Origin of the sequence: Kitasatospora sp. NPDC049285 (assembly GCF_040678815.1) — a bacterium.
GTDB lineage: Bacteria > Actinomycetota > Actinomycetes > Streptomycetales > Streptomycetaceae > Kitasatospora.
Window position 1 is genome coordinate 50,481 of sequence record NZ_JBFAQR010000005.1, and the last position, 21,618, is coordinate 72,098.

At 73.0% G+C, this 21,618-nt stretch carries 19 protein-coding genes; 3 read left to right on the top strand and 16 right to left on the bottom strand.

Annotated features, from left to right (window positions below; translation table 11 throughout):
• Nucleotides 1-202: 202 nt before the first annotated feature.
• Nucleotides 203-1,657 carry a hypothetical protein gene (locus tag AB0K51_RS05430; RefSeq protein ID WP_363450784.1) on the bottom strand — a complete coding sequence of 485 codons (1,455 nt, stop codon included), beginning with the start codon at nt 1,655-1,657 and terminating at the stop codon, nt 203-205.
• A 434-nt stretch (nt 1,658-2,091) separates the two neighbouring features.
• Here AB0K51_RS05430 and AB0K51_RS05435 point away from each other — a divergent pair, with 434 nt between their 5' ends.
• On the top strand, nt 2,092-2,757 hold the full coding sequence (locus AB0K51_RS05435; RefSeq protein WP_363450786.1) for a DNA primase: 666 nt from the start codon (nt 2,092-2,094) through the stop codon (nt 2,755-2,757).
• Between the two features lie 127 nt (nt 2,758-2,884).
• Here the strand turns inward: AB0K51_RS05435 and ftsY are convergent, their stop codons facing one another.
• The 5 genes from ftsY to AB0K51_RS05460 form a co-directional block, all read right to left on the bottom strand.
• A complete protein-coding gene (gene ftsY, locus AB0K51_RS05440; RefSeq protein WP_363450788.1) occupies nt 2,885-4,123 on the bottom strand; it encodes a signal recognition particle-docking protein FtsY in 1,239 nt (412 codons plus the stop codon).
• Nucleotides 4,124-4,136: 13 nt separating this feature from the next.
• Nucleotides 4,137-7,736 (bottom strand): chromosome segregation protein SMC, encoded by a 3,600-nt coding sequence (smc, locus tag AB0K51_RS05445; protein ID WP_363450790.1) that lies wholly within the window; start codon nt 7,734-7,736, stop codon nt 4,137-4,139.
• A gap of 233 nt (nt 7,737-7,969) precedes the next feature.
• Nucleotides 7,970-8,173, bottom strand: a complete 204-nt coding sequence (locus tag AB0K51_RS05450) for a hypothetical protein (RefSeq protein WP_363450792.1) — start codon at nt 8,171-8,173, stop codon at nt 7,970-7,972.
• Between the two features lie 384 nt (nt 8,174-8,557).
• Nucleotides 8,558-8,851 carry an acylphosphatase gene (locus AB0K51_RS05455; protein WP_363450794.1) on the bottom strand — a complete coding sequence of 98 codons (294 nt, stop codon included), beginning with the start codon at nt 8,849-8,851 and terminating at the stop codon, nt 8,558-8,560.
• 100 nt (nt 8,852-8,951) lie between these two features.
• A complete protein-coding gene (locus tag AB0K51_RS05460) occupies nt 8,952-9,752 on the bottom strand; it encodes a hypothetical protein (protein ID WP_363450796.1) in 801 nt (266 codons plus the stop codon).
• A 169-nt stretch (nt 9,753-9,921) separates the two neighbouring features.
• Here AB0K51_RS05460 and AB0K51_RS05465 point away from each other — a divergent pair, with 169 nt between their 5' ends.
• Nucleotides 9,922-11,160 (top strand): MFS transporter, encoded by a 1,239-nt coding sequence (locus tag AB0K51_RS05465; RefSeq protein ID WP_363450798.1) that lies wholly within the window; start codon nt 9,922-9,924, stop codon nt 11,158-11,160.
• A gap of 54 nt (nt 11,161-11,214) precedes the next feature.
• Here AB0K51_RS05465 and AB0K51_RS05470 read toward each other — a convergent pair whose 3' ends face one another.
• Nucleotides 11,215-12,597 (bottom strand): hypothetical protein, encoded by a 1,383-nt coding sequence (locus AB0K51_RS05470; RefSeq protein ID WP_363450800.1) that lies wholly within the window; start codon nt 12,595-12,597, stop codon nt 11,215-11,217.
• A 200-nt stretch (nt 12,598-12,797) separates the two neighbouring features.
• Here AB0K51_RS05470 and AB0K51_RS05475 point away from each other — a divergent pair, with 200 nt between their 5' ends.
• Nucleotides 12,798-13,718: a hypothetical protein gene (locus AB0K51_RS05475; RefSeq protein WP_363450802.1), complete on the top strand. Its 921-nt coding sequence runs from the start codon at nt 12,798-12,800 to the stop codon at nt 13,716-13,718.
• Nucleotides 13,719-13,722: 4 nt separating this feature from the next.
• On the opposite strand, the gene mutM is transcribed toward AB0K51_RS05475, so the two are convergent.
• The 9 genes from mutM to recG form a co-directional block, all read right to left on the bottom strand.
• The gene (gene mutM / locus AB0K51_RS05480; RefSeq protein WP_363450804.1) at nt 13,723-14,577 is read right to left on the bottom strand and encodes a bifunctional DNA-formamidopyrimidine glycosylase/DNA-(apurinic or apyrimidinic site) lyase; all 855 of its coding nucleotides are present in this window, start codon (nt 14,575-14,577) and stop codon (nt 13,723-13,725) included.
• A 3-nt stretch (nt 14,578-14,580) separates the two neighbouring features.
• Nucleotides 14,581-15,360, bottom strand: a complete 780-nt coding sequence (rnc, locus tag AB0K51_RS05485) for a ribonuclease III (protein WP_363451033.1) — start codon at nt 15,358-15,360, stop codon at nt 14,581-14,583.
• Between the two features lie 19 nt (nt 15,361-15,379).
• Nucleotides 15,380-15,553, bottom strand: coding sequence for a 50S ribosomal protein L32 (gene rpmF / locus AB0K51_RS05490; protein ID WP_035866499.1), 174 nt, complete (start codon nt 15,551-15,553; stop codon nt 15,380-15,382).
• Nucleotides 15,554-15,602: 49 nt separating this feature from the next.
• Nucleotides 15,603-16,196: a DUF177 domain-containing protein gene (locus AB0K51_RS05495; RefSeq protein WP_363450806.1), complete on the bottom strand. Its 594-nt coding sequence runs from the start codon at nt 16,194-16,196 to the stop codon at nt 15,603-15,605.
• A 155-nt stretch (nt 16,197-16,351) separates the two neighbouring features.
• A complete protein-coding gene (locus AB0K51_RS05500; RefSeq protein ID WP_363450808.1) occupies nt 16,352-17,473 on the bottom strand; it encodes an ATP synthase F0 subunit B in 1,122 nt (373 codons plus the stop codon).
• A 125-nt stretch (nt 17,474-17,598) separates the two neighbouring features.
• Nucleotides 17,599-18,084 (bottom strand): pantetheine-phosphate adenylyltransferase, encoded by a 486-nt coding sequence (gene coaD / locus AB0K51_RS05505; RefSeq protein ID WP_363450810.1) that lies wholly within the window; start codon nt 18,082-18,084, stop codon nt 17,599-17,601.
• Between the two features lie 28 nt (nt 18,085-18,112).
• A complete protein-coding gene (gene rsmD, locus AB0K51_RS05510) occupies nt 18,113-18,697 on the bottom strand; it encodes a 16S rRNA (guanine(966)-N(2))-methyltransferase RsmD (RefSeq protein ID WP_363450812.1) in 585 nt (194 codons plus the stop codon).
• Nucleotides 18,698-18,777: 80 nt separating this feature from the next.
• Nucleotides 18,778-19,281: a hypothetical protein gene (locus tag AB0K51_RS05515; RefSeq protein WP_363450815.1), complete on the bottom strand. Its 504-nt coding sequence runs from the start codon at nt 19,279-19,281 to the stop codon at nt 18,778-18,780.
• Nucleotides 19,282-19,386: 105 nt separating this feature from the next.
• Nucleotides 19,387-21,591, bottom strand: coding sequence for an ATP-dependent DNA helicase RecG (gene recG, locus AB0K51_RS05520; protein ID WP_363450817.1), 2,205 nt, complete (start codon nt 21,589-21,591; stop codon nt 19,387-19,389).
• Nucleotides 21,592-21,618 lie beyond the last annotated feature (27 nt).

The window sequence follows — 21,618 nt, forward strand, 5'->3', positions numbered from 1 at the left end:
CGCTCCACGCCGGGACACCTGTCCCGTGCCATCCCGGCGTGTCGGCGATGAGAGGAGAGTGCCGAAGGTGGGTTTCGGCCGATGCGGCTCGGTGTTTCGCCGCAGTGACGTGGTTGACGCGCCCGTTACGGGCGCGTGAACCACGGCAGGTGACGCGTACTGGACACGGCGTGTTATACGTCTGCGCGCCCCTCCGGTCGGGTCAGACGACCGAGACGAACTCCGGGATGTCGTGCACCACCCGCTCGGCGAGCCGGTCCACGCCGGGGACGCCGCGGTGGTCCCGGGTGGCCGCCTCGGAGGTCTTGCGCACGCGGGTGTTCAGCCGCTCCGAGCGCACCTTCTTGGCGATGTCCACCGCCTCCTCGCAGTACTTCGCCGCGTCCTCCGGCTCGTTCTGCAGCAGGCGCACCGAGGCCATGCCGACCAGGTTGAAGGCGTAGGTGCGGACGTGGTCCGGGTCCTGCTTGAACAGGTCGACCGCCTTGGTCATCAGCGGCTCCGCCTGCTTGGCCATCGCGTTGCCGCGGCTGGAGGTGTACGCCAGGTCGCGGTACGAGTGCGCGTTCTCCGCGTTCAGCTCGGCGGTCGAGAAGAACCGCAGCCACGGCGGCGTGTCCTCGCCGGAGTGGATGTCGCTGAAGGTGTCCTCCGCCAGCCGGACCGCGCGGGCGCACCGGTTGACCTCGCCGATGGTGGCGTACGCCCGGGCCTCCATCGCGAACAGCAGCGCCTGCTGGCGCGCGGTCGCGGTGTCCCGGCTGCCGTACTGCGCCAGGTGGATCAGCTCCAGCGCGTCCTCGCCGCGGTTGAGGTGGATCATCTGCCGGCTCATGTCGGTCAGGATCAGCGCGCCGAACGGCCGGTCCCCGGCCTCCTTGGCGGCGTGCAGCGCCAGGACGTAGTACTTCTGCGCGCTCGGGTGCATGCCCACGTCGTACGACATGAAGCCGGCCAGGTGGGCGAGTTCGGCAGTGATCCGGAACAGCCGCTTGGTGGTCGCCTCGGGGTAGGTCTCCTGCAACAGGTCGGTGACCTCGTGGAGTTGGCCGACGACCGCCTTGCGGCGCAGCCCGCCACCGTTCTGCGCGTCCCACTGGCGGAACATCTCGGTGGTCTGCTCCAGCAGTTGCAGCTCCGGCTCGGAGAGCCGGCCGGAGAACCGCTCCCCGCCGTTGGCCGCCGCCAGGATCGGCGTGGGCGCGCCGCTCGGACCGGGCGTCAGCCACCGCTGCATCGGCTCGATCAGCGCCGCACCGGCCGTCAGCGCCAGCGAAGTGCCCAGGAATCCACGGCGGTTGAGCATCAGGTCGCTGCGCGAGTACTCGCTGATCAGCTGCACCGTCTGCGGCGCGCTCCACGGCAGGTCGACCCCGCTGCCCACGGTGGTCACCGGGATGGCGGCGCGCAGGCCCAGGTCCTCGATCGAGACCACCGAGCCGAAGCGCTCCGAGAACAGCTCCGACATGATCTTCGGGATCGGCTCGCGCGGCTGCTCGCCGTCCAGCCAGCGGCGCACCCGGGAGGTGTCGGTGGAGACGTGGTGCGCACCCATCTGCCGTGCCCGGCGGTTCACCTGGCGCGCCAGCTCACCCTTCGACCAACCGCTGCGCGCGAACCAGGAGCCCAGCTTCTCGTTCGGCTGCTTCTCACCCATGGGTCCGTCCCCATCCCGCCCCGACCCCGGGGCCCCGCTCGCCTGACTCGATCTCGTCCAACCGCCGACCGCGTGACCGGTCCGCTGCGTTCCGTATGCCGAACGTAGCGGCCCTCCGCCATCCGGGGGAGCAACGCCGGAGAAACGCCACCTTTCGCCACCCCCACGAGTGAACTACCGGACGACGATGCGCGCTTCACTGGGAATCACCCCGCATGACCCCGGCACATGCCAGGACCCGGAGGAGGCACGCGTTGCGGCAACGACGATCCGGCATCCGACGCACCGGTGCAAGGCGCCTGCTCGCCAGCGCCACCCGGATCGGTGTGCGCCGGTCCGCGCGCGCCGCCACCGCGCCCCGCGCCACACGCCCAAGTGTCGACGGTCCGTCACCATCCCGTAACCACCGGCAAGCTGAACCTGTTGGGGGAGGCATGGACAAGCTGTTCGGCACCCTGCGGCTCGCACCCCTCGGCGCCCGCCGCCGCACCCGGCCCACCGCGCTCCAGGCCGCCGCCGAGTACTCCGGGCGCTGGGGCTGGACCCTCGCCGCCGGCAGCCCGCCCGCGCACACCGAGACCGGCTGCGACTGCGGCGTTCCGCGCTGCGCCGCGCCCAACCTGCACCTGGGCGTCGGCCCCGCGATCCCGCCCGGCGCCACCGCCGCGGACCTCGCCGCCGACTGTCCGGCCGACGCCCCGCTGCTGCTCCCCACCGGCCACCAGTTCGACGTCCTCGACGTCCCGGCCCAGCCCGGCCTGCAGGCGTTGGTACGCCTCGAACGGATGGGCACCCAGGTCGGCCCGGTGCTCGCCTCCCCCGCCGGCCGGCTGCTCTTCTTCGTCGCCCCCGGCACCGCCGAGCGGCTCCCCGACCTGCTCTACCGGATGGGCTGGGACGACGCCTCGCTCGACCTCACCTGCCACGGCCTCGGCTCCTACCTCGCCGCCCCGCCCACCCCCCTCGCGGCCCTCGGCCCGATGCGATGGCTGCGCCGCCCCACCCACGAGGCCCCGCCCGAGGCCCGTCTCCTCCTCGGCACCCTCGCCTACGCCTGCCACCGCACCCGCCACCACCGCACCGCCGAATTCGCCAGCTAGCACCGGCCGCGCACCGCCAGGACGCGCAACGCCAGGGGCGCGGGGAACTGCGCGAGCAACCACTCCCCCACAGCGAGATCGGCCCGCAGAGGGAACTCCCCTCCACGGGCCGATCTCGCACCAGCTCTCAGCCGAGCAACGCGTCCACGAACGCCCCCGGCTCGAACGGCGCCAGGTCGTCCGCGCCCTCGCCGAGTCCGATCAGCTTCACCGGAACGCCCAGCTCCCGCTGGACCGAGATCACGATGCCGCCCTTCGCGGTGCCGTCCAGCTTGGTGAGCACGATGCCGGTGATGTCCACGACCTCCGCGAACACCCGGGCCTGGACCAGCCCGTTCTGTCCGGTGGTCGCGTCGAGGACCAGCAGCACCTCGTCCACCGGCCCGTGCTTCTCGACCACCCGCTTGACCTTGCCGAGTTCGTCCATCAGGCCGGTCTTGGTGTGCAGTCGCCCGGCGGTGTCGACCAGGACGGTGTCGACGCCCTCGGCGATGCCCTCCTTGACCGCGTCGAAGGCGACCGACGCGGGGTCGCCGCCCTCGGGGCCGCGGACGGTGTGCGCACCGACCCGCTCGCCCCAGGTCTGCAGCTGGTCGGCGGCGGCGGCCCGGAAGGTGTCGGCCGCGCCGAGCACCACCCTGCGCCCGTCGGCGACCAGCACGCGCGCGAGCTTGCCGGTCGTGGTGGTCTTGCCCACGCCGTTCACGCCCACGACCAGGACGACCGCCGGGCCTTCCTCGTGCTTGACCGAGCGGACCGTGCGGTCCATCTCGGGGCCGATCAGGTTGACCAGCTCCTCGCGCAGCAGCGCGCGCAGTTCGTCGGGGGTGCGGGTGCCGAGCACCTTCACCCGGGTGCGCAGGTTCTCGACCAGCTCCTGGGTGGCCGCGACACCGACGTCCGCTGTGAGCAGGGTGTCCTCGACCTCCTCCCAGGTGTCCTCGTCGAGCCGGTCCCGGGAGAGCAGCGTGAGCAGGCCCTTGCCGAGCGTCGACTGCGAACGCGACAGCCGGGAGCGCAGCCGCACCAGCCGGCCCGCGGTCGGCTCGGGCACCTCGATCGCGGGGGCGGCCTCCGCCTCCTCGATCCGCACCTCCTCGGCCGGCGCCTCGGGCGCCACAGCCTCGGCCTCCGCAGCCTGGGCCTGGGCCCGGGCCTCCGGAGCCGTAGCCGCAGCAGCCCCGGCCCCCGGCTCCGCCTCGGCCTTCGGTTCCGCCTCAGGCTTCGGCGCGGGCGCAGGCGCGGTGATGGTCGGCTGCGCGGTCGGTTTGCTCAGCTCTTTGCGTCGTCTGCCGGAAACGACGAGCCCGGCGATCGCGCCGACGGCGACCACCGCGATGACTACGGCAAGGATCACGTATTCCATAACCCGTCCAGTATCACTTAGCGCCTACGCCGTCCCCCGGCTCCGACGACTCCGACTGTTGCTTCTTCCCGGCTTTCTCCGGCATCCGCAGCCGCTGGCTGATCACCTGCGAGATGCCGTCGCCCTTCATGGTCACGCCGTACAGCGCGTCGGCGGATTCCATGGTGAGTTTCTGATGGGTGATCACGATCAGCTGGGAGCTCTCCCGGAGCTCCTCCATGATCGCGATCAGTCGCCGCAGATTGGTTTCGTCGAGCGCCGCCTCGACCTCGTCCATGACGTAGAACGGGCTGGGCCGGGCCTTGAAGATCGACACCAGCATGGCCACCGCGGTGAGCGAGCGCTCACCGCCGGACAGCAGCGAGAGTCGCTTGACCTTCTTGCCGGGCGGCCGGGCCTCGACCTCGACGCCGGTGGTGAGCATGTTCTCCGGGTCGGTGAGGATCAGCCGGCCCTCGCCGCCGGGGAAGAGCCGGGAGAAGACGCCTTCGAACTGCGCGGCGGTGTCGTGGTACGCGGCGGTGAACAGCTGCTCGACCCGGGTGTCGACGTCGCGGACGATGTCCATCAGGTCACGCCGGCTCCGGCGCAGGTCGTCGAGCTGCTCGCCGAGGAACTTGTGCCGTTCCTCCAGCGCGGCGAACTCCTCCAGCGCCAGCGGGTTGACCTTGCCCAGCTGCTGGTACGCGCGCTCGGCGGCCTTGAGCCGCTTCTCCACCTCGGCGCGGACGTACGGCCGCGGCTCGCCGGGTTCCTGCCCGTCCTCGGGCGGCGGCGCGGGGACGGGCTGGTCGGGGCCGTAGCCGTTCAGCAGCTCGCCGCCCTCGATGCCGAACTCGTCGAGGGCCTTGGACTCCAGTTGCTCGATCCGCAGCCGCTTCTCCGCGCGCAGCACCTCGTCGCGGTGCCCGGCGTCGACCAGCCGGTCGAGTTCGGCCTTGAGTTCGCGGCCGTGTTCGCGGAACTGCCGCAGCTCGGTCTCCCGGCCGCTGCGGTCGGCTTCGACGGCGGCGCGTTCGGTCTCGGCGGCGGCGAGCGACTCCTCGATCCGGCCGAGCAGTTGGCGGGCCCCGGCGGCGACGGCGGTGGCCACGGCGGACTCCCGGCGGGCGCGGGCCCGGCGCTCGGCGGCGCGGGCGCGGGCCTCGCGCTCGGCGCGGGCAGCGCGGTCGAGCTGGTCGGCGCGGCCGGACAGCGAGCGGACCCGCTCCTCGTCGGTGCGGACCGCGAGCCGGGACTCCATCTCGCCCTGCCGGGCGGCGGAGGAGGCGGTGGCCAGCCGGTCCCGCTCGGCGGGGTCGGGTTCGTCCTCGCCGGACTCGGCCGACTCCTCGGCGGCGGCGAGCCGTTCGGCCAGCTCCTCGGCGGCGGCCCGGGCGTCGCCGAGTCCGCTCTCGGCCTTGGCGGCGGCGCTCGCCATCCGCTCGGCCTCGCCCGCGGCGGCCCGGGCAGCGCCGCCCAATCGGCCCAGTGCCCCGGCGAGTTCGGCCCGCTGCTTCTCGCCCTGACGCCGAAGGACCGTCAACTGCTCGACCTCGGTGACGAGTTCCCGGCGCTGCTCGGCGCGCTCGGCCAGCCGCTCGGCCGACTCGGCGCAGCGCCGGTCGAGTTCCTCGATCCCCCGGGCGGCTTCGGCGACCGCCGCCTGGGTCTCCAGCAGGCTGGGCGCTCCGGCCGAGCCGCCCTGGGCGACCGCCGCCGACAGCAGGTCGCCGTCGCGGGTGACGGCCGTCCAGTCGGGCAGCGCGGCGAGCAGCCCCCCGGCGGCGGCCAGGTCCTCGACCACCGCGGCGGTGCGCAGCAGCCACCGCGCCGCGGCCGCCACCGACTCCGGGCCGCTCACCAACTGCGCGGCCCAGCGCGCGCCTTCGGGCAACCCGCCGACCACGGCGAGGTCCGCCGCACCGTCGGCGATCAGCAGCACCGCCCGTCCGGCGTCCTCGGCCCGCAGCCGTGCCAGCGCCTCGACGGCGACCTCGGGCCCGCGCACCGCCACGGCCTCCGCGGCGGCGCCCAGCCCGGCGGCCACCGCCAGCTCGAACCCGGCCTCCACCACCAGCAGTTCGGCGGCGGTGCCGAGTACGCCGGGCTCGCCGAGCAGCCGGCCGCTGCCGTCCTTGCGGCGCAGCCCGAGGGCCAGGGTGTCGTGCCGGGCGGTCAGCGCGGCGCGTTCCTTCTCCGCCGCGGCGAGCGCCTCGCGCTCCGCGGACACCGCCCGTTCGGCGTCCCGCAGCGCGGCCCGGGCCTGTTCCACCCGGGCGTCCAGCTCCTCGTCGCCCGCCGCCGACTCCTCGCTCCGCTCGCGCAGCTGCTCGTACTCGGCCTGGGCGGCTTCGGCCCGCAGCACGGCTTCGTCGCGGGCGGCGACGAGCCGTTCGATCTCGGCTTCGGCGGCGCCGGCCCGGGAGCGGGCAGCGGCGGCCTGGCCCTGCAACCGGGCGAGTCCCTCGCGCCGGTCGGCGATCGCCCGGGCGGCGGCCTTCAGCCGCAGCTCCTCGGCGGCCAGCTCCCGTTCGAGTTCGGCGCGTTCCTCGACGGCCTCGGCCAGCGCGTACCGGGCCTGCTCCAGGGCCTCCTCGAGCGCGGCCTCCTCCTCGCGGACGCGTTCGGCCTCCCGCTCCAGCTCCTCGGGGTCGCGGCCGCGCCGTTCCTCCAGTTGCCCGGCGGTGGCGGCGGCGCGGATCCGGGCTTCGGCCAGTCCGATGGTGCCGCGGGTGCGCTCGGCCAGCGAGGAGAGCCGGTACCAGGTCTGCCGGGCCGCCTCCAGGGCCGGCCCGAGCTGCTCGACCTGGGCCTCCAGCACCGCCTCGCGCTGGATCGCCGCGGCGAGCTCCTGCTCGACGGTGGTGCGGCGCAGCTTCAGGGCGAGTTCGTCGGCGACCTCGGCCTCGACGGCCCGGCGCAGCGTCAGCAGGTCGTCGGCGAGCAGCCGCAGCCGGGCGTCGCGCAGTTCCGCCTGGATCCCGGCGGCCCGGCGGGCGATCTTCGCCTGCCGTCCCAACGGCCCGAGCTGGCGGCGCAGTTCGGCGACCAGGTCCTGCACCCGGTTGAGGTTGCCCTGCATCGCGTCGAGCTTCCGCAGCGCCTTCTCCTTGCGCTTGCGGTGCTTGAGGACGCCGGCCGCCTCCTCGATGAAGGCCCGCCGCCCCATCGGGTCGGCGTGCAGCACGGAGTCGAGCTGGCCCTGGCCGACGATCACGTGCATCTCGCGGCCGATGCCGGAGTCGGAGAGCAGCTCCTGGATGTCGAGCAGCCGGCAGACCGTGCCGTTGATCGCGTACTCGCTGCCGCCGTTGCGGAACATGGTCCGCGTGATGGTGACCTCGGAGTAGTCGATGGGCAGCGCGCCGTCGGTGTTGTCGATGGTGAGGCTGACCTCGGCGCGGCCGAGCGGGGCGCGCCCGCTGGTGCCCGCGAAGATCACGTCCTCCATCTTGCCGCCGCGCAGCGACTTGGCGCCCTGCTCGCCCATCACCCAGGACAGCGCGTCCACCACGTTGGACTTGCCGGAGCCGTTGGGCCCGACCACGCAGGTGATGCCGGGTTCGAAACGCAGGGTGGTGGCCGAGGCGAAGGACTTGAAGCCGCGCAGCGTCAGACTCTTCAGGTGCACCGCCCGACCCTCCTCGCCTCGCCGTCACCGCCGCCGTTGGCGACTGTATCCGGCCGGGCTGCCGACGGACCCTCAGGCGACGGTTTGACCACGCCGCGGGCCGGGCACCTTACGGCAAAAGAGACTTCCGGAAACGACGAAGGGACGTCCACCTCGGACGTCCCTTGCAGGCTGCCATCCCCTGACGGGGAAGCTCAGTGCACCACAGCGTCGATCGTGAGGACCACGAGCGATCAGGTGAGGGCCGGCTCGCGCTGGTCCAGGTCGATGCTGCTGAGCAGCGAGTGCTCGTCGACGACGGCGGACAGTTCGTCGTTCTCGGCCTGGAGCTTCATGAGCTCGTTCTCCAGGTCCTGGACGCGCTGCTGCAGCCGTCGCATCTCGGTGAGCATTCGCGGGTCGGGGCCGCCGACGTACCCGAGAAGCGCCTTTGCCATGATGTATGGTCCTCCACGCTGAGTGACCGAACCGTGTACGGTGTGGGTCTTGGGGGAAGGGATACGCACGCGTCTGAGCAGCCGGACGTGCTGGCTGGGCACTACGAGGCAGCCGAAGCTGAGCAGCGAACTCATACGGCGTGGCCCCGCCGGTTGAACGCAGACCTGTGCGCGGGTTTCCAGCGTCTCACCAAAGACGGTACGGGTCAACACGATCACCGCACGCTACCGCGCCCCTGTCACCTGCATAGCGGAGTGCGCACGCCATCGGCCGGGGTAGTGGATCACTACGCTTGCGGAGTCAACCACGAGTCTGCCCAGAAGGCAACCGCATGACACCGGCAGTTGCCGGCGGCTCTCCTCCGACCGGCAACCGCGGTGTGCTCATCTGATCGCGAAGCCCTCGTACCCCTCGCCCACGGCGGTCCAGATCTCGGTGACACCGGTGACCTGACCTGGCGTTCCGGGCCCGCGCAGCGCGGCGATCAGCCGCTCGCAGTCCGCGTGCGACCCCTCGGCGACCACCTGTACGCGGCCGTCGCCGAGGTTGCTCGTGTAGCCCGTCAGCCCGATCTCCAGAGCCCTGGCCCTGGTCCACCAGCGGAACCCCACCTGCTGGACTCGCCCGCGCACCCAGATGGTGGCGCGAACGGGATGGTGACTGTCACGACCTTGCATGTGCTGACCATAGTCCGGCACGAACAGGGCGCACGGAACGGGCTTCACGCCCCTTCCACCGACCCTCCCCACCGAGCACGCCGGGCACTCCGGGGGTCCACTACCGGTGCGGCTCGGCCAGCCGGTGCAGCGTCCAGCCGCGGCCGGCCGGATCCAGCGGGGCGGTGGCCGCGGTGAACAGTTCGGCGGCCCGCCGGTAGGAGAGGCGGGCCCGACCGGTGAGCGGGCAGCGGTCGCCGACCGGGGTGCCGGCCGGGGCGCGCCGGTCGGTGAGGAAGAGCGGGCCGGCACTCCGGCCGGCCACCAGCAGCGGCAGCAGCCGGGCCGCCCCGCCTCGCCAGCGCAGCGGGCGCTCCCCCGCGCCCACCCGTGCCCGACGGTTCGCCAGGTCGAGGCGGTCCACGTCCAGCGCCAGCAGCCGCTCGATCGGCGCGCCGGTCTCCCGCACCAGGTGCCACAGCACCTTCTCCCGGAGCGGCACCCGCAGCGCCAGCACCGCGCGCAGCTCGGCCTCGGTCGGTCGCCCCCCGGCCGGCTCGGCCGCCACCGGCCGCACCCCCTCGACCGGGTCGACCGTCAGCCAGCCCCGCCCCCGCCACCACCGGACCGCCCCGCGCAGCGCCGACAGCTCGCGGTTCGCGGTCCGCGCCCCGACCGCCGCGGCCCGCGACGCGAACGCCGCCGCCACCCGCTCCGCCGCGCCCGGCCCGTCCAGCAGCGCCAACGGCACCACGGGCGGATCCGCCCGCCGCCGCTCCGCCCCCACCGGCGGGACGCGCTCCACCAGCAGCCAGGCCCAGGTGTGCAGCGCGATCCGGTAGACCCGCCGCGACCCCTCCCCGAGCCGGGCCTCCGCCAGGTACCGCTCCGCTGCGACGGCAAACTCCACGGGCATCGTCATGACCGCAGTAAACCTATGAGTGGATGACGCGTCAACCACGGCGATGTACTGCGGTAAATCCTGAATTTACTGCGACTGTCTCCACCTTCGCCAAAATTGCCTGACACTGGCTCAACTTCTTCGGCCAAAGACCTTGCCGGGCGCGGATCGCCCGGGGCACGCTGCCGTCATGAAGCCGACTTCACGACCCGAGTTCCGCCTCTTCTTCGCCGGGTACGCCGTCTCGCTCTTCGGGTCCTCGATGGCCTCGGTCGCGGTGGCGTTCGCGGTGCTGGACGGCGGGGGCGGCGGATCGGCGCTCGGTGTGGTGATGACCGCGCGGATCCTGCCGATCGTGCTGCTGCTGGTGCTCGGCGGGGCGGCGGCCGACCGGTGGGGCAGCAGGCGGGTGATGCTCGGCTCGGACGGGTTGCGCTGTCTGACCCAGGCGGCCGTCGCCGGGCTGCTGTTCGCCGGGCAGGGACGGGTCTGGGCACTGGCGGCACTGATGGTGCTGTGGGGCCTGGCCGAGGCGGTGTTCCTGCCGGCCCTGGAGGCGCTGCTGCCGCGGCTCCTGCCGGCCGACGAACTCGCGGACGCCAACGCCCTGTTGGGCATCGCGCGAAACGGCGCCGCGGTCGCCGGACCGGCGCTGGCCGGGCTGCTCACCGCCGTGGCCGGGCCGGGCTGGGTGCTGCTGGCGGACGCCGCCTCGTACGCGGCGGGCTTCGCCGCGCTGGCGCTGCTGCGGCTGCCGGGCGGGGCGCCGCGTCCGGGCGGGGCCTCGCTGGTGGCCGAGCTGCGGGCGGGCTGGGGCGAGTTCGGCGGGCGGCGGTGGCTGTGGGTGTCGTCGCTGCAGGCGTGCCTGTTCAACCTGCTGGTCTGGGCGCCGTTCCTGGTCCTGGGTCCGGTGGTGGCGCGCGACCGGCTGGGCGGGCCCGGCGGCTGGGGGCTGGTGATGGGCGCGTACGGGGCGGGCGCGGTGCTGGGCGGGCTGGTGCTGCTGGGCCGGCAGCCGCGGCGTCCGCTGCGCACGGCGGTTGCGGCGACTGCGGGGTGGGCGCTGCCCTCGGGGGCGCTGGCGCTGGGGTGGCCGCTCCCGGGCGTGGCGCTCGCGGCGGCCGGGGCCGGGGTGACCTCGATCGTCTGCGGCACCCTGTTCGCCACCCTGACGCAGCGTCACGTCCCCGCCGAGGCGCTGGGCCGGGTCAGCGCGTACGGCACGCTCGGCGCCTTCGCCTTCGGGCCGGTCGGGCTGGCGCTGGCCGGGCCGGTCGCGGACGCCGCCGGGACGGCCGCGGTGCTCGGGTTCGGAGCGCTCTGGCAGCTGGCCTCCTGCGCGGTCACCGTCCTCGTGCTGGGCCGCCGGGAGCCCGCGGACCGGCCGGTGCCCGCCGGAGCGGACGCGACCGCACGGGTCCGGACCTGACGACGGCCCCCGGTCCGGGGACCGGGGGCCGTCGGGCGGATCAGGACGAGCGGATCAGAACGAGCCGAAGTCCCCGCCGCCGCCACCGTCGAAGCCGCCGCCGAAGTCGCCGCCGCCGCCGAAGTCGTTGCCGCCGTCGAAGCCGCCGCCGAAGTCCGAGGAGTTGAAGTCGGCGCCCGAGTACTCGCCGGCGTCCGCGCCGTCGTTGTAGTCGACGGTGCCGCCGTGGCCGTAGTCGCCGGCCGCGTAGGCGTAGCCCGGGGAGGAGAGCGCCGAGCCGAGCACGGTGCCGACCAGCAGGCCGGGGAGCATGCCGCCGCCGAAGTAGCCGCCCGCCCAGGGGCTGTAGGCCGGGCCGGCGTTCCAGTACGGCTGGTGGCCGTGCTCGGTCTCCACGGTGCGGATGTCCGGGGCCTGGCCGCTGGCGAGGCGGGCCGCGTCGTCGGCGCAGGCCGGGACGGAGCGGGGCGCGCCGCCGGGCGGGGCCCACTGGACGTCGGCGACCGAGGGGCCGTGCCGCGGGTCGAAGAAGCAGGGGACCCGGCGCTCCGGCAGCGGCCGGCCCTCGCGGCGGGCGGCCAGCGTGGCCAGCGCGAACCGGCCGTCCTCCAGCGCCTCGGTGACCGGGAGGACGTCCTCAGGCTTCTTCGCCTCGTCCATGGTCCGCTTGGCCCGGTCGTAGGCGTCCAGCGCGCGCGAGTAGTCGGTGCGCTGCACGTCGTCGGCGTCGGGGGCGCCCGGGTTGAACTCCAGCCGGTCGAGCTCCTCGCCGAAGGCGGTGATGTCCTCGTCCACCACGGTGCGCAGCTGGGCGAGCTCGGCCCGGGCCTTCTCCTGCTTGCGCTTCTTGGCCCGCCGGAACAGCAGGAAGACGCCGCCGCCGAGCAGGCCCAGGATCACGATCGGGACGATGAACACCGCGGCGGAGATGCTGTGGTTCGGGCCGTCGCCCTTGGTCTGCTTCGCGGCGCTGTCGACGAACTCGTTGACGGTGGCGTTGATGTCACCGGAGTTCGACCGCACCGCGGCGCCGGCGATCCGGTCGGAGGCGGCGGGGGGCAGCGCCTTCGCGTCGGAGAAGGCCTTGAACTCGTTGCCGCGCCAGATCGCGTAGACGCCGACGATGCCGACCTTGGTGCGCAGGTCGTTGGCCAGGGTCTTGGGCGGGTAGGCCGGGCTGTCCGGCAGCACCGCGACGAAGATCGGCTTGTCGGCCTTCTCCAGCTTCTTCGCCAGCGCGTCGGCCTGGTCCTTGGAGAACCGGGCGGTCATCGACGGGTCGACGTACACCTGGGACTTCTTGAGCGAGTCGGCCGCGTCGTTCAGCCCCGCCGCCGAGGCGGGTGCGGACAGGCCGAACAGCATCAGCAGGCCCAGCAGCACGGCCAGCGCGGCGGCCGGCACGGAGGCCCGGGGGCGGCGGAGCACAGTTCTCATACTTCAGACGGTACCGGTCCGCGACTCGAACCCACGCCCTACCCCAGGCCGATCCGTCCCCGGGACCACCCCCTACCGCAGGCCGAGGACGGCGCCCCGCGCCCCCGCCGACCGGCCGGAGTTCACCCTCCGCGCTCCGCGCACGCCCGCCGAACGGGCATAGTGGGGGACGATCTTCCCCTCCTCGACAGGAGCCCCTGGTGATTCTCGGCCTCGTCACCGCCGTCGCGGCGTCCGTCTGCTACGGCACCGGTTCGGTGCTGCAAGCGCTCGGCGCCCGCCGCTCGGCCCGCCAGGAGGCCTCCGCCGAGGCGGTCACCGAGCACGGCGGCCCGAGCCTGTCCTCCACCGCCAAGGCCGCCGTCACCTGGGAGTTCATCCTCGGCACGGTGCTGGACTTCATCGGCTTCGGCCTCGGCGCGCTCGCCGCGCGGCTGCTGCCGCTGTTTCTGTCGCAGACCATCATCAGCGCCAACCTGGTGATCACCGCGCTGCTCTCGGTCAAGCTGCTCGGCCTGCGGTTGCGTCAGCTGGAGTGGCTGTCCATCGGCATCCTGTGCGGCGCCCTGGTGCTGCTCGCCGTCGCCGCCGGGCCCGAGGGCGGCCACGACGCCGCCCGTTCCTTCCACTGGTGGCTGCTGATCGGCTCGGTGGTCCTGATCGCCGGCGGCTCCCTGATCGTCCGCCGGCTCGGTTCCAGCGGTGCCATCGTGGCCGGCCTGCTCTCCGGCCTCGGCTTCGGCGCCCTCGGCATCGGCGTGCGCATCCTCGACGGCGTCCAGCCGTTCTCGATCACCGCGCTGCTCGCCGACCCCGCCCTCTACGCCGTCCTGGTCGGCGGCCTCGGTGGCATGTACCTGCACACCGTCGCCCTCCAGGTCGGCTCGGTCAACGGCGCCACCGCCGCCCTCGTGGTCGGCGAGACCGTCGTCCCCGGCGCCGTCGGCGTGCTGTGGCTCGGCGACTCCTCGCGCCCCGGCCTCGGCTGGCTCGCCGCCTCCGGCTTCGTCCTCGCCGTGGTCAGCGCGGTCGGCGTCGCCTACTTCGGCGAGGGCGAGAGCGCGGGGGCGCTGCAGCAGGCCGACCGCGACCACCAGCAGCCCGCCGCCAACAAGCAGTGACCGCTCACCGCGGCCGGCGCTGGCACTTCGGGCAGTAGTAGCTGGAGCGGTTCATCCACGCGTCGCGGCGCATCGCCGTCCCGCAGCGGCGGCAGGGCCGGCCCTCGCGGCCGTACGCGTCGAGGTCGCGGGAGAAGTAGCCGCTCTCGCCGTTGACGTTGACGTACATCGAGTCGAAGCTCGTCCCGCCGACCGCCAGCGCGGCCGTCATCACGTCGCGGGCGTGCTGGAGCAGCGCCAGGGCGGTGGGGCGGGTCAGGGTGGCGGTGGGGCGGTCGTAGTGGAGGCGGCTGCGCCAGAGGGCCTCGTCGGCGTAGATGTTGCCGACGCCGGAGATCAGGGTCTGGTCGAGCAGGGCGCGCTTCACCGTGGTGCGCTTGGCCTTCAGGGCGGCGACGAAGGCGTCGTCGTCGAAGCGCGGGTCGAGCGGGTCGCGGGCGATGTGGGCGAGCGAGAGCGGGGTCGACTCGGGGTCGCCGGGCTCGGCCTCCTCGACGGCGAGGCCGCCGAAGGTCCGCTGGTCGACGAAGCGCAGCTCGGTGCCGCCGTCGGCGAAGCGCAGCCGCACCCGCAGGTGTACGGAGTCCTCCAGGGAGGGTTCCTGGACCAGCAGTTGGCCGCTCATGCCGAGGTGGCCGAGCAGCGCGAGGCCGTCGTCGAGCGGCACCCACAGGTACTTGCCGCGGCGCTGCGGTTCGCCGAGGGTCCGGCCGCGCAGCAGGGCGGTGAACTCCTCGGCGCCACCGGGCTGGCGGCGGACCGCGCGCGGGTGCAGCACCTCGATGTCGGAGACCCGGCGTCCCGCGGCCCAGCGGGCCAGGCCGCGGCGGACGACTTCGACTTCGGGGAGTTCGGGCACGGCTCAGGCGGCCGCGGAGGAGTCGCCGTCGTGCTTGGCCTTGATGGCCCGCCAGGCGGACTCGGCGGCCTTCTGTTCGGCTTCCTTCTTCGAGCGGCCGGTGCCGGTGCCGAAGTCCTCGCCGGCCACCCGGGCGGCGGCGGTGAAGGTCTTCTCGTGGTCGGGTCCGGACTCGGTGACCACGTACTCGGGCACGCCGATGCCGACGGCGGCGGTGAGTTCCTGGAGGCTGGTCTTCCAGTCCAGGCCCGCGCCGAGCTGGGCGGACTCCGCGATCAGCGGGTCGAACAGCCGGTGGACGAAGTCCGTGGCCGAGTCGAGCCCCTGGTCGAGGTAGATGGCACCGATCACGGCCTCGACGGTGTCGGCGAGGATCGACGACTTGTCACGGCCCCCGGTACCCTCCTCACCCTTGCCGAGCCGGATGAAGGTTCCGAGGTCCAGGCCGCGGCCGACCTCGGCGAGCGCGCGGGAGTTGACCACCGCGGCTCGGAGTTTGGCGAGCGTCCCCTCGGCGACCTCCGGGTGGAGGCGGTAGAGGGTGTCGGTCACCACGAGGCCCAGCACCGAGTCGCCGAGGAACTCCAGGCGTTCGTTGGTGGGCAACCCGCCGTTCTCGTACGCGTACGAGCGGTGGGTCAGGGCACGTACCAGAAGGGCGCGCTCAAGTGGGTACCCGAGGCGCCCTTCCAGGACGTCGTATTCGGTCGAGGCCGGCCCGCTGCCCTTACCCCCGTTGGTCGCAGGGGTCGGCTTGCGAGAGGAACTGCCACCGTCCGACATCGATCCGTGCACCCGCCGATCAGACCGAGAGGACCTGGCGACGGTTGTACGTGCCGCAGCTCGGGCACGCGATGTGCGCGAGCTTCGGCTCGTGGCAGCGGTCGCACGCGACGAGCGCGGGCACGACGGCCTTCCAGTTGGAACGGCGGTGACGCGTGTTGCTGCGCGACATCTTCCGCTTCGGAACAGCCACGGTAAATCTCCTGGTTCTACGGCGGGACCCTCACGGGTACCGCTGTGTCTTATTCCTCGTCACCCTCGTCGCCGGGGGCGGCGGAGAGTCCCTGCAGAGCCGCCCACCGGGGATCGGCGGCATCGTGGTGGTGCGACGGGTCGTCGCTCAGGCGGGCCCCGCACTCGGAGCACAGACCCAGGCAGTCGTCCTGGCACACCGGCTGCAGCGGCAGTGCGAGCACCACCGCGTCACGCAGCACCGGCTGGAGGTCGAACAGGTCGCCCTCCAGGCGGTAAGTCTCGTCCTCGGACTCCTCGTCGAAGTCGTCCCCCGCAACCGCGCGGTGACGCTCCTCGGACTCCGGGTAGTAGTACAGCTCCTGGAAGTCGACCTCCAGGTCGTCCTCCACCGGCTCCAGGCAGCGGGAGCACTCGCCCTCGACGTGGGCCTCGGCGGTGCCGGTCACCAGCACGCCCTCGACCACCGACTCCAGGCGGAGCTCCAGCTTGATCTCGCTCTTCTCCGGGACGCCGATCACATCCGCGATCCCCAGCTCCGCCGGGGCCTCCAGGGTGCGGGAGACCTTGCGCAGCGAGCCGGGGCGACGGCCGAGCTCATGCGTGTCGAACACGAGCGGGTCGCGGTGGTCGAGGCGGTTCAAGGTTTCCTGACTTCCTGGTGGCGACACGCATTCCTGCGTGGCGCGGATGTGGTTCCTGCGGTGCGCGGCCCGTGTGCGGGCGCGCGGCGAACCCGGCACGAACAGGCCGGAGTGGTCAGACTACCGGAGAGTCCGCGCCGAACCCAACTCGCCGCCTAGCGGCCACCCAGCTCTCGCAGCCTGGTCATGTCGATCATGCTGGTGTCGAAGAAGCTGGTCTCGTCCAGCCCGGGCTGCTGCGGGACCTGCGGCTGCTGCTGGTAGCCGTGCGGGTCGGCGGGCAGCGGGTTGCCCCACTGGTCGTAGGCCTGCGGCTGGTACTGCTGCTGCTGTTGGTAGTACGGGTCGACCTGCTGCTGCGGGTAGCCGTAGGGCTGGCCGTAGGGGTCGGTCTGCGGGGCCGCCGCCGGGTCGTAGCCGCCGTTGTACACCTCGGCGTACTGCGGGGCCTGCGGCTGGGCGTAGGGGTCCTCGCCGGGGTGCTGCCAGCCGGCCGCGACCGGGGTCTGCTCGGGCCAGGACTGCTGCTGCGGGACGTCCGCGTACCAGGCCTGCTCCTCGCCGCCGTCGGCGAAGCCGGCGGCCACCGCCTCGGCCCGGTCCTTGAGCTGCTGGGCCTCGTCGGCGGCGGCCAGGTAGGCGCCGAGCTCGTCGATCGGGGCCTTGCCGAGCAGCTTGTCGCGGCCCTTGCCGACCGCCTCCAGGGTGGCCGAGAGCACCGCCTCCAGGGTGGCGAGCTTCACATCGACGTACTCGTCCGCCTCCGGGCTGGGGCTGATCCGCGGCTGGAACTCCTCGCCGTCCTCGGCCTCCTGCTCCGGCTCGTAGAGGCCGGAGTCGCCGCGCAGCTTCTGCCGGCCGCGGCCGACCGCGCCGAGCGTCTTGGTGAGCACCACCTCGAAGTTGGCCAGCTTGGAGTCGACGTAGTCGTCGGCCTCGGCGCGCTTGGTCTGCACCTCGGTACGGGCCTCGCCGAGGATCCGGTCCGCCTGGGCCTGGGCCTGCCGGACCACCTCGGTGTCGGAGATCAGCGAGCCGCGCTCGTCGTGCGCGCCGCGGATGATCTCGTCGGCCTGGGCGTGGGCGTCCGCCACCATCTGCTGATGGTCCGCCACCACCGACTGGGCCTGGGCGAGTTCCGCGGGCATCGCGTCGCGCAGGTCGCGGAGCAGGCCGGTCAGCTCGGCACGGTTGACCACGCACGAGGACGACATCGGCATAGCCTTGGCCTTCTCGACCATGGCGATGATCTCGTCGAGTTTCTGCTGCACGTCCACGGGCGCCTTCTGTCTTTCCGTGTGCCGCCGAGGTGCGGCGGAGGCAGTGCCCGGGGCTGCGGATGCCGTCCCGGGGCGGGAGTACAGACTGTACGGCCCAGGCCCCCGCGACTCACAACGCCGTGTCAGTTCCGGCGTTCGGCGATCCGCTCGACCAGCCGGGCGTTCACCTTGGCGGGCAGCAGGTGGGAGACGTCGCCGCCGAGCGAGGCGACCTCCTTGACCAGGCTGGACGACAGGAAGCTGTAGGTGGGCGAGGTCGGCACGAAGAGCGTCTCCACGCCGGTCAGCCCGTGGTTCATCTGCGCCATCTGCAGCTCGTAGTCGAAGTCGCTGACCGCGCGCAGGCCCTTGATGATCGCCGGGATGCCGCGCTCCCGGCAGAAGTCCACCAGCAGGCCGCGGTGCGACTCGACCTGGATGTTGCCCAGGTGCGCGGTGGTCTCCTCGATTAGCGCGATCCGCTCCTCGATCGAGAACATCCCCTGCTTGCTCGGGTTGATCGCCACCGCCACGTGCACCACGTCGTACAGCTTCGAGGCGCGCTCGATGATGTCGAGGTGTCCGTTGGTGATCGGGTCGAAGGACCCCGGGCAGACGGCGCGGCGCATGCGGGTGCTCCCTTGTCGGGGTTCGTTGCTACGAGTCTTGATCAACCTCGGTGGCGGCGCGACCGTACCAGAGGGTGCCCTCGCCGTACTTACGCGAGCGCAGCCCCTCGAAGCCGTCCGGCCAGCCGAACTCGCCCCCGCGGGTGCTGCGTTCCACGGTGACGAGAACATGCTCCGCTAGCCAGCCCCCCGAGCGGAGTGTGACCAGCATCTCCCGCAGCGTCTCGTCGGCCACGGCGTAGGGCGGATCGAGGAACACCAGGTCGTACGGCGCGGCCGGCGGCGCCCCCGCGATCACCCGCTCCGCCTGGTCGGCACGCACCTCGGCGCCCGGCAGGCCGAGCACCCGGACGTTCTCCCGGACGGTCTTCACCGCGCTCGCGTCCGACTCCACCAGCAGCGCGTGCGCCGCCCCGCGGGAGAGCGCCTCCAGGCCGACCGCGCCGCTGCCCGCGAACAGGTCCAGCATCCGCGCCCCGCCGATCGGGCCGTACAGCGCCTCGACGGTGGAGAACATCGCCTCCCGGGCCTTGTCGGAGGTCGGGCGGGTGTTCCGGCCGGGCGGCACGGCGAGACGGCGGCCTCCGGCACGGCCGGCGATCACGCGAGGCATGGATGGTCCTTCGGGTTCGGGGAACTGCGCGATCGACCCTAACCGGTGCAGGGTGGCCGGTCGCGCAGTTCCCCGCGCGTCTACTCCGCCGCGCCCAGCAGCGCGGGCGAGGCGTAGCGCGACCAGCTCAGGCAGCCGTCGGGCGGGCAGTACTCGGGGCGGCGCGGGTCGTGGCCCAGCTCGCGCAGCTTGGTGCGGACGGAGTCGGGCGTACGGCCGTAACGGGCGGCGATCCGGGCGATGGTCTCGCCGTCGTGGAAGCGGCGGACCAGCTCCTCCTCGTGCTGGGGCACCCAGGGGGAGCCGTGGCCGGGGTAGAGCTCGCGCAGCACGTCGCGGTCGGGAATCGGCTCGGAGACGTCGGCGACGATCGCCAGGGCGCGCAGCGCGCGGTTCAGCGCGATCCGCAGCGAGGCGACGTCCTCCACCGGGAGGCGGAGCTTGCCGGAGGCGATCGGGTTGGCGGAGTTGCCCTCGCGCCAGCCGGTCAGGGTGAGGGTGACTTCGCGATCGTCTTCGCTGGCGACCTCGATCCGGAAGACCTTGTCGCCGAGCGGGAGCTCGTTGAGGTGACGGAATGCCATGCAATGACCCCCAATTCTCGTGTCGGGAGCGCGACTTGGCAGTGCGCCCCGAACACGAACATTCTCTCCCGGAGCACTGACATCCCGGCCTGGTCCGACGGGCCGTCAGCCCTTCTCCAGGTACTCCGCGCGGTCCTCGTCGAGCAGGCTCTCCAGCGCGGTGCGCAGCTCGGGATGGTCGGCGAGTGCGGGGTCGGCGGCGACCAGCCGGGTGGCCTCGGCGCGCGCGGTGGCGATGACCTCCTCGTCGTCGAGCACCGAGAGCACCTTGAGCGAGGACTTCACGCCGGACTGGGCCTGCCCGAGCACGTCGCCCTCGCGGCGCTGCTCCAGGTCGATCCGGGAGAGCTCGAAGCCGTCCAGGGTGCCGGCCACCGCGTCCAGCCGGGCCCGGGCGGCGGAGGCCGCGGGCATGTCGCTGACCAGCAGGCAGAGTCCGGGGGCGGAGCCGCGGCCGACCCGGCCGCGCAGCTGGTGCAGCTGGGAGACGCCGAACCGGTCGGCGTCCATGATCACCATCGCGGTGGAGTTGGGCACGTTGACGCCGACCTCGATGACGGTGGTGGCGACCAGCACGTCCACCTGCCCGGCGGCGAACCGGCGCATCACGTCGTCCTTGGCGTCGGGTGCCAGCCGGCCGTGCAGGATCTCCACCCGCAGCCCGGCCAGCGGGCCCTTGGCGAGCTTCTCGGCGGTCTCCACCACCGCGAGCGGGGGCCGCCGCTCCTCGCTGTCGGCGCCCGCGTCGACCTCCTCCGGGTCGTCCTTCCGCTTCTTCTTCCCCTTGGCCGGCTCCTCCTCGTCGCCGATCCGCGGGCAGACCACGTACGCCTGGTGGCCCTTGCCGACCTCCTCGCGGACCCGTTCCCAGGCGCGGGTGAGGAAGTTGGGCTTCTCCAGCGCGGGGACGACGTGGGTGGAGATCGGCGAGCGGCCGGAGGGCAGCTGGTCGAGGACGGAGGTCTCCAGGTCGCCGAAGACGGTCATCGCGACGGTGCGCGGGATCGGGGTGGCGGTCATCACCAGCAGGTGCGGTGGCTGGCCGCCCTTGGCGCGCAGCGCGTCGCGCTGTTCGACGCCGAAGCGGTGCTGCTCGTCGACGACGACCAGGCCGAGGTCCTGGAACTGCACCTTGTCCTCGATCAGCGCGTGGGTGCCGATCGTGATCCCGGCGTCGCCGCAGGCCATGTCGAGCATCGCCTGGCGGCGGGCGGGGGCGCCCATCGAGCCGGTGAGCAGCGCGACCTTGGTGGCGTGCTCCGCGCCGCCGAGCATCCCGCCCTCGGCGAGGTCGCCCATCATCTCGACGATCGAGCGGTGGTGCTGCTGGGCCAGCACCTCGGTGGGGGCGAGTAGCACCGCCTGGCCGCCGGCGTCGACCACGGCGAGCATGGCGCGCAGCGCGACCAGCGTCTTGCCGGAGCCGACCTCGCCCTGCAGCAGCCGGTGCATGGGGTGGTCGGTGGCCAGGTCGGCGAAGATCTCGCCGCACACCTTCTGCTGACCGTCCGTCAGGGTGAAGGGGAGCCGGGCGTCGAAGGCGTCGAGCAGTCCGCCGGGCACGGCGCGGCGCGGGACGGCGGGCAGCGCGGAGTCGGCGGCCCGGCGCTGGGCCAGGGCGACCTGCAGGACGAACGCCTCGTCCCAGCGCAGCCGGTTCTGGGCGCGCTCCTTCTCCACCTGGTTGTGCGGGCGGTGGATGAGTTCCAGCGCCTCGGGCAGCGGGATCAGCTCGTGGGCGGCGCGCAGCTCGGCGGGCAGCGGTTCGCCGACGTCCGCCAGGTGCTTGGTGAACGCGGTCTCCACGCACAGCGACAGCTTCCAGCTGGGCATCTGGGCGCTGGCCGGGTAGACCGGGATGAGCCGTCCGGCGAACTGCTTCGCCGCCGAGGAGCCCTCCTCGTCGTCGATCAACTGGTAGTCGGGCGAAGCGAGTTGGCGGGTGCGGTTGAACAGTCCGACCTTGCCGGCGAACAGCCCCTGCTGGCCGGGCCGCAGATCCTTCTGCCGCCAGCCCTGGTTGAAGAAGACCAGCGACAGCCGGGAGCGCCCGTCGGTGACCACCACCTCCAGCCGGTCGCCCTTGCGGCCGCGGAACGGGATCAGCGTGACCTTCTCCACCCGGGCCAGCACGGTGACGTGCTCGTCCACCTCCAGCTCGTCCAGGCTGGTGAGCTGGCCGCGCTCGACGTACCGGCGCGGGTAGTGGTGCAGCAGGTCGCCGACCGTGCGCAGCTTGAGGCTGTCGGCGAGCACCTTGGCGGTGCGATCGCCGACCAGCTTGGTCAGTGGTTCATCGAGAGCGCCCATCGGATCCCATTTGACACCAAAGCGCCG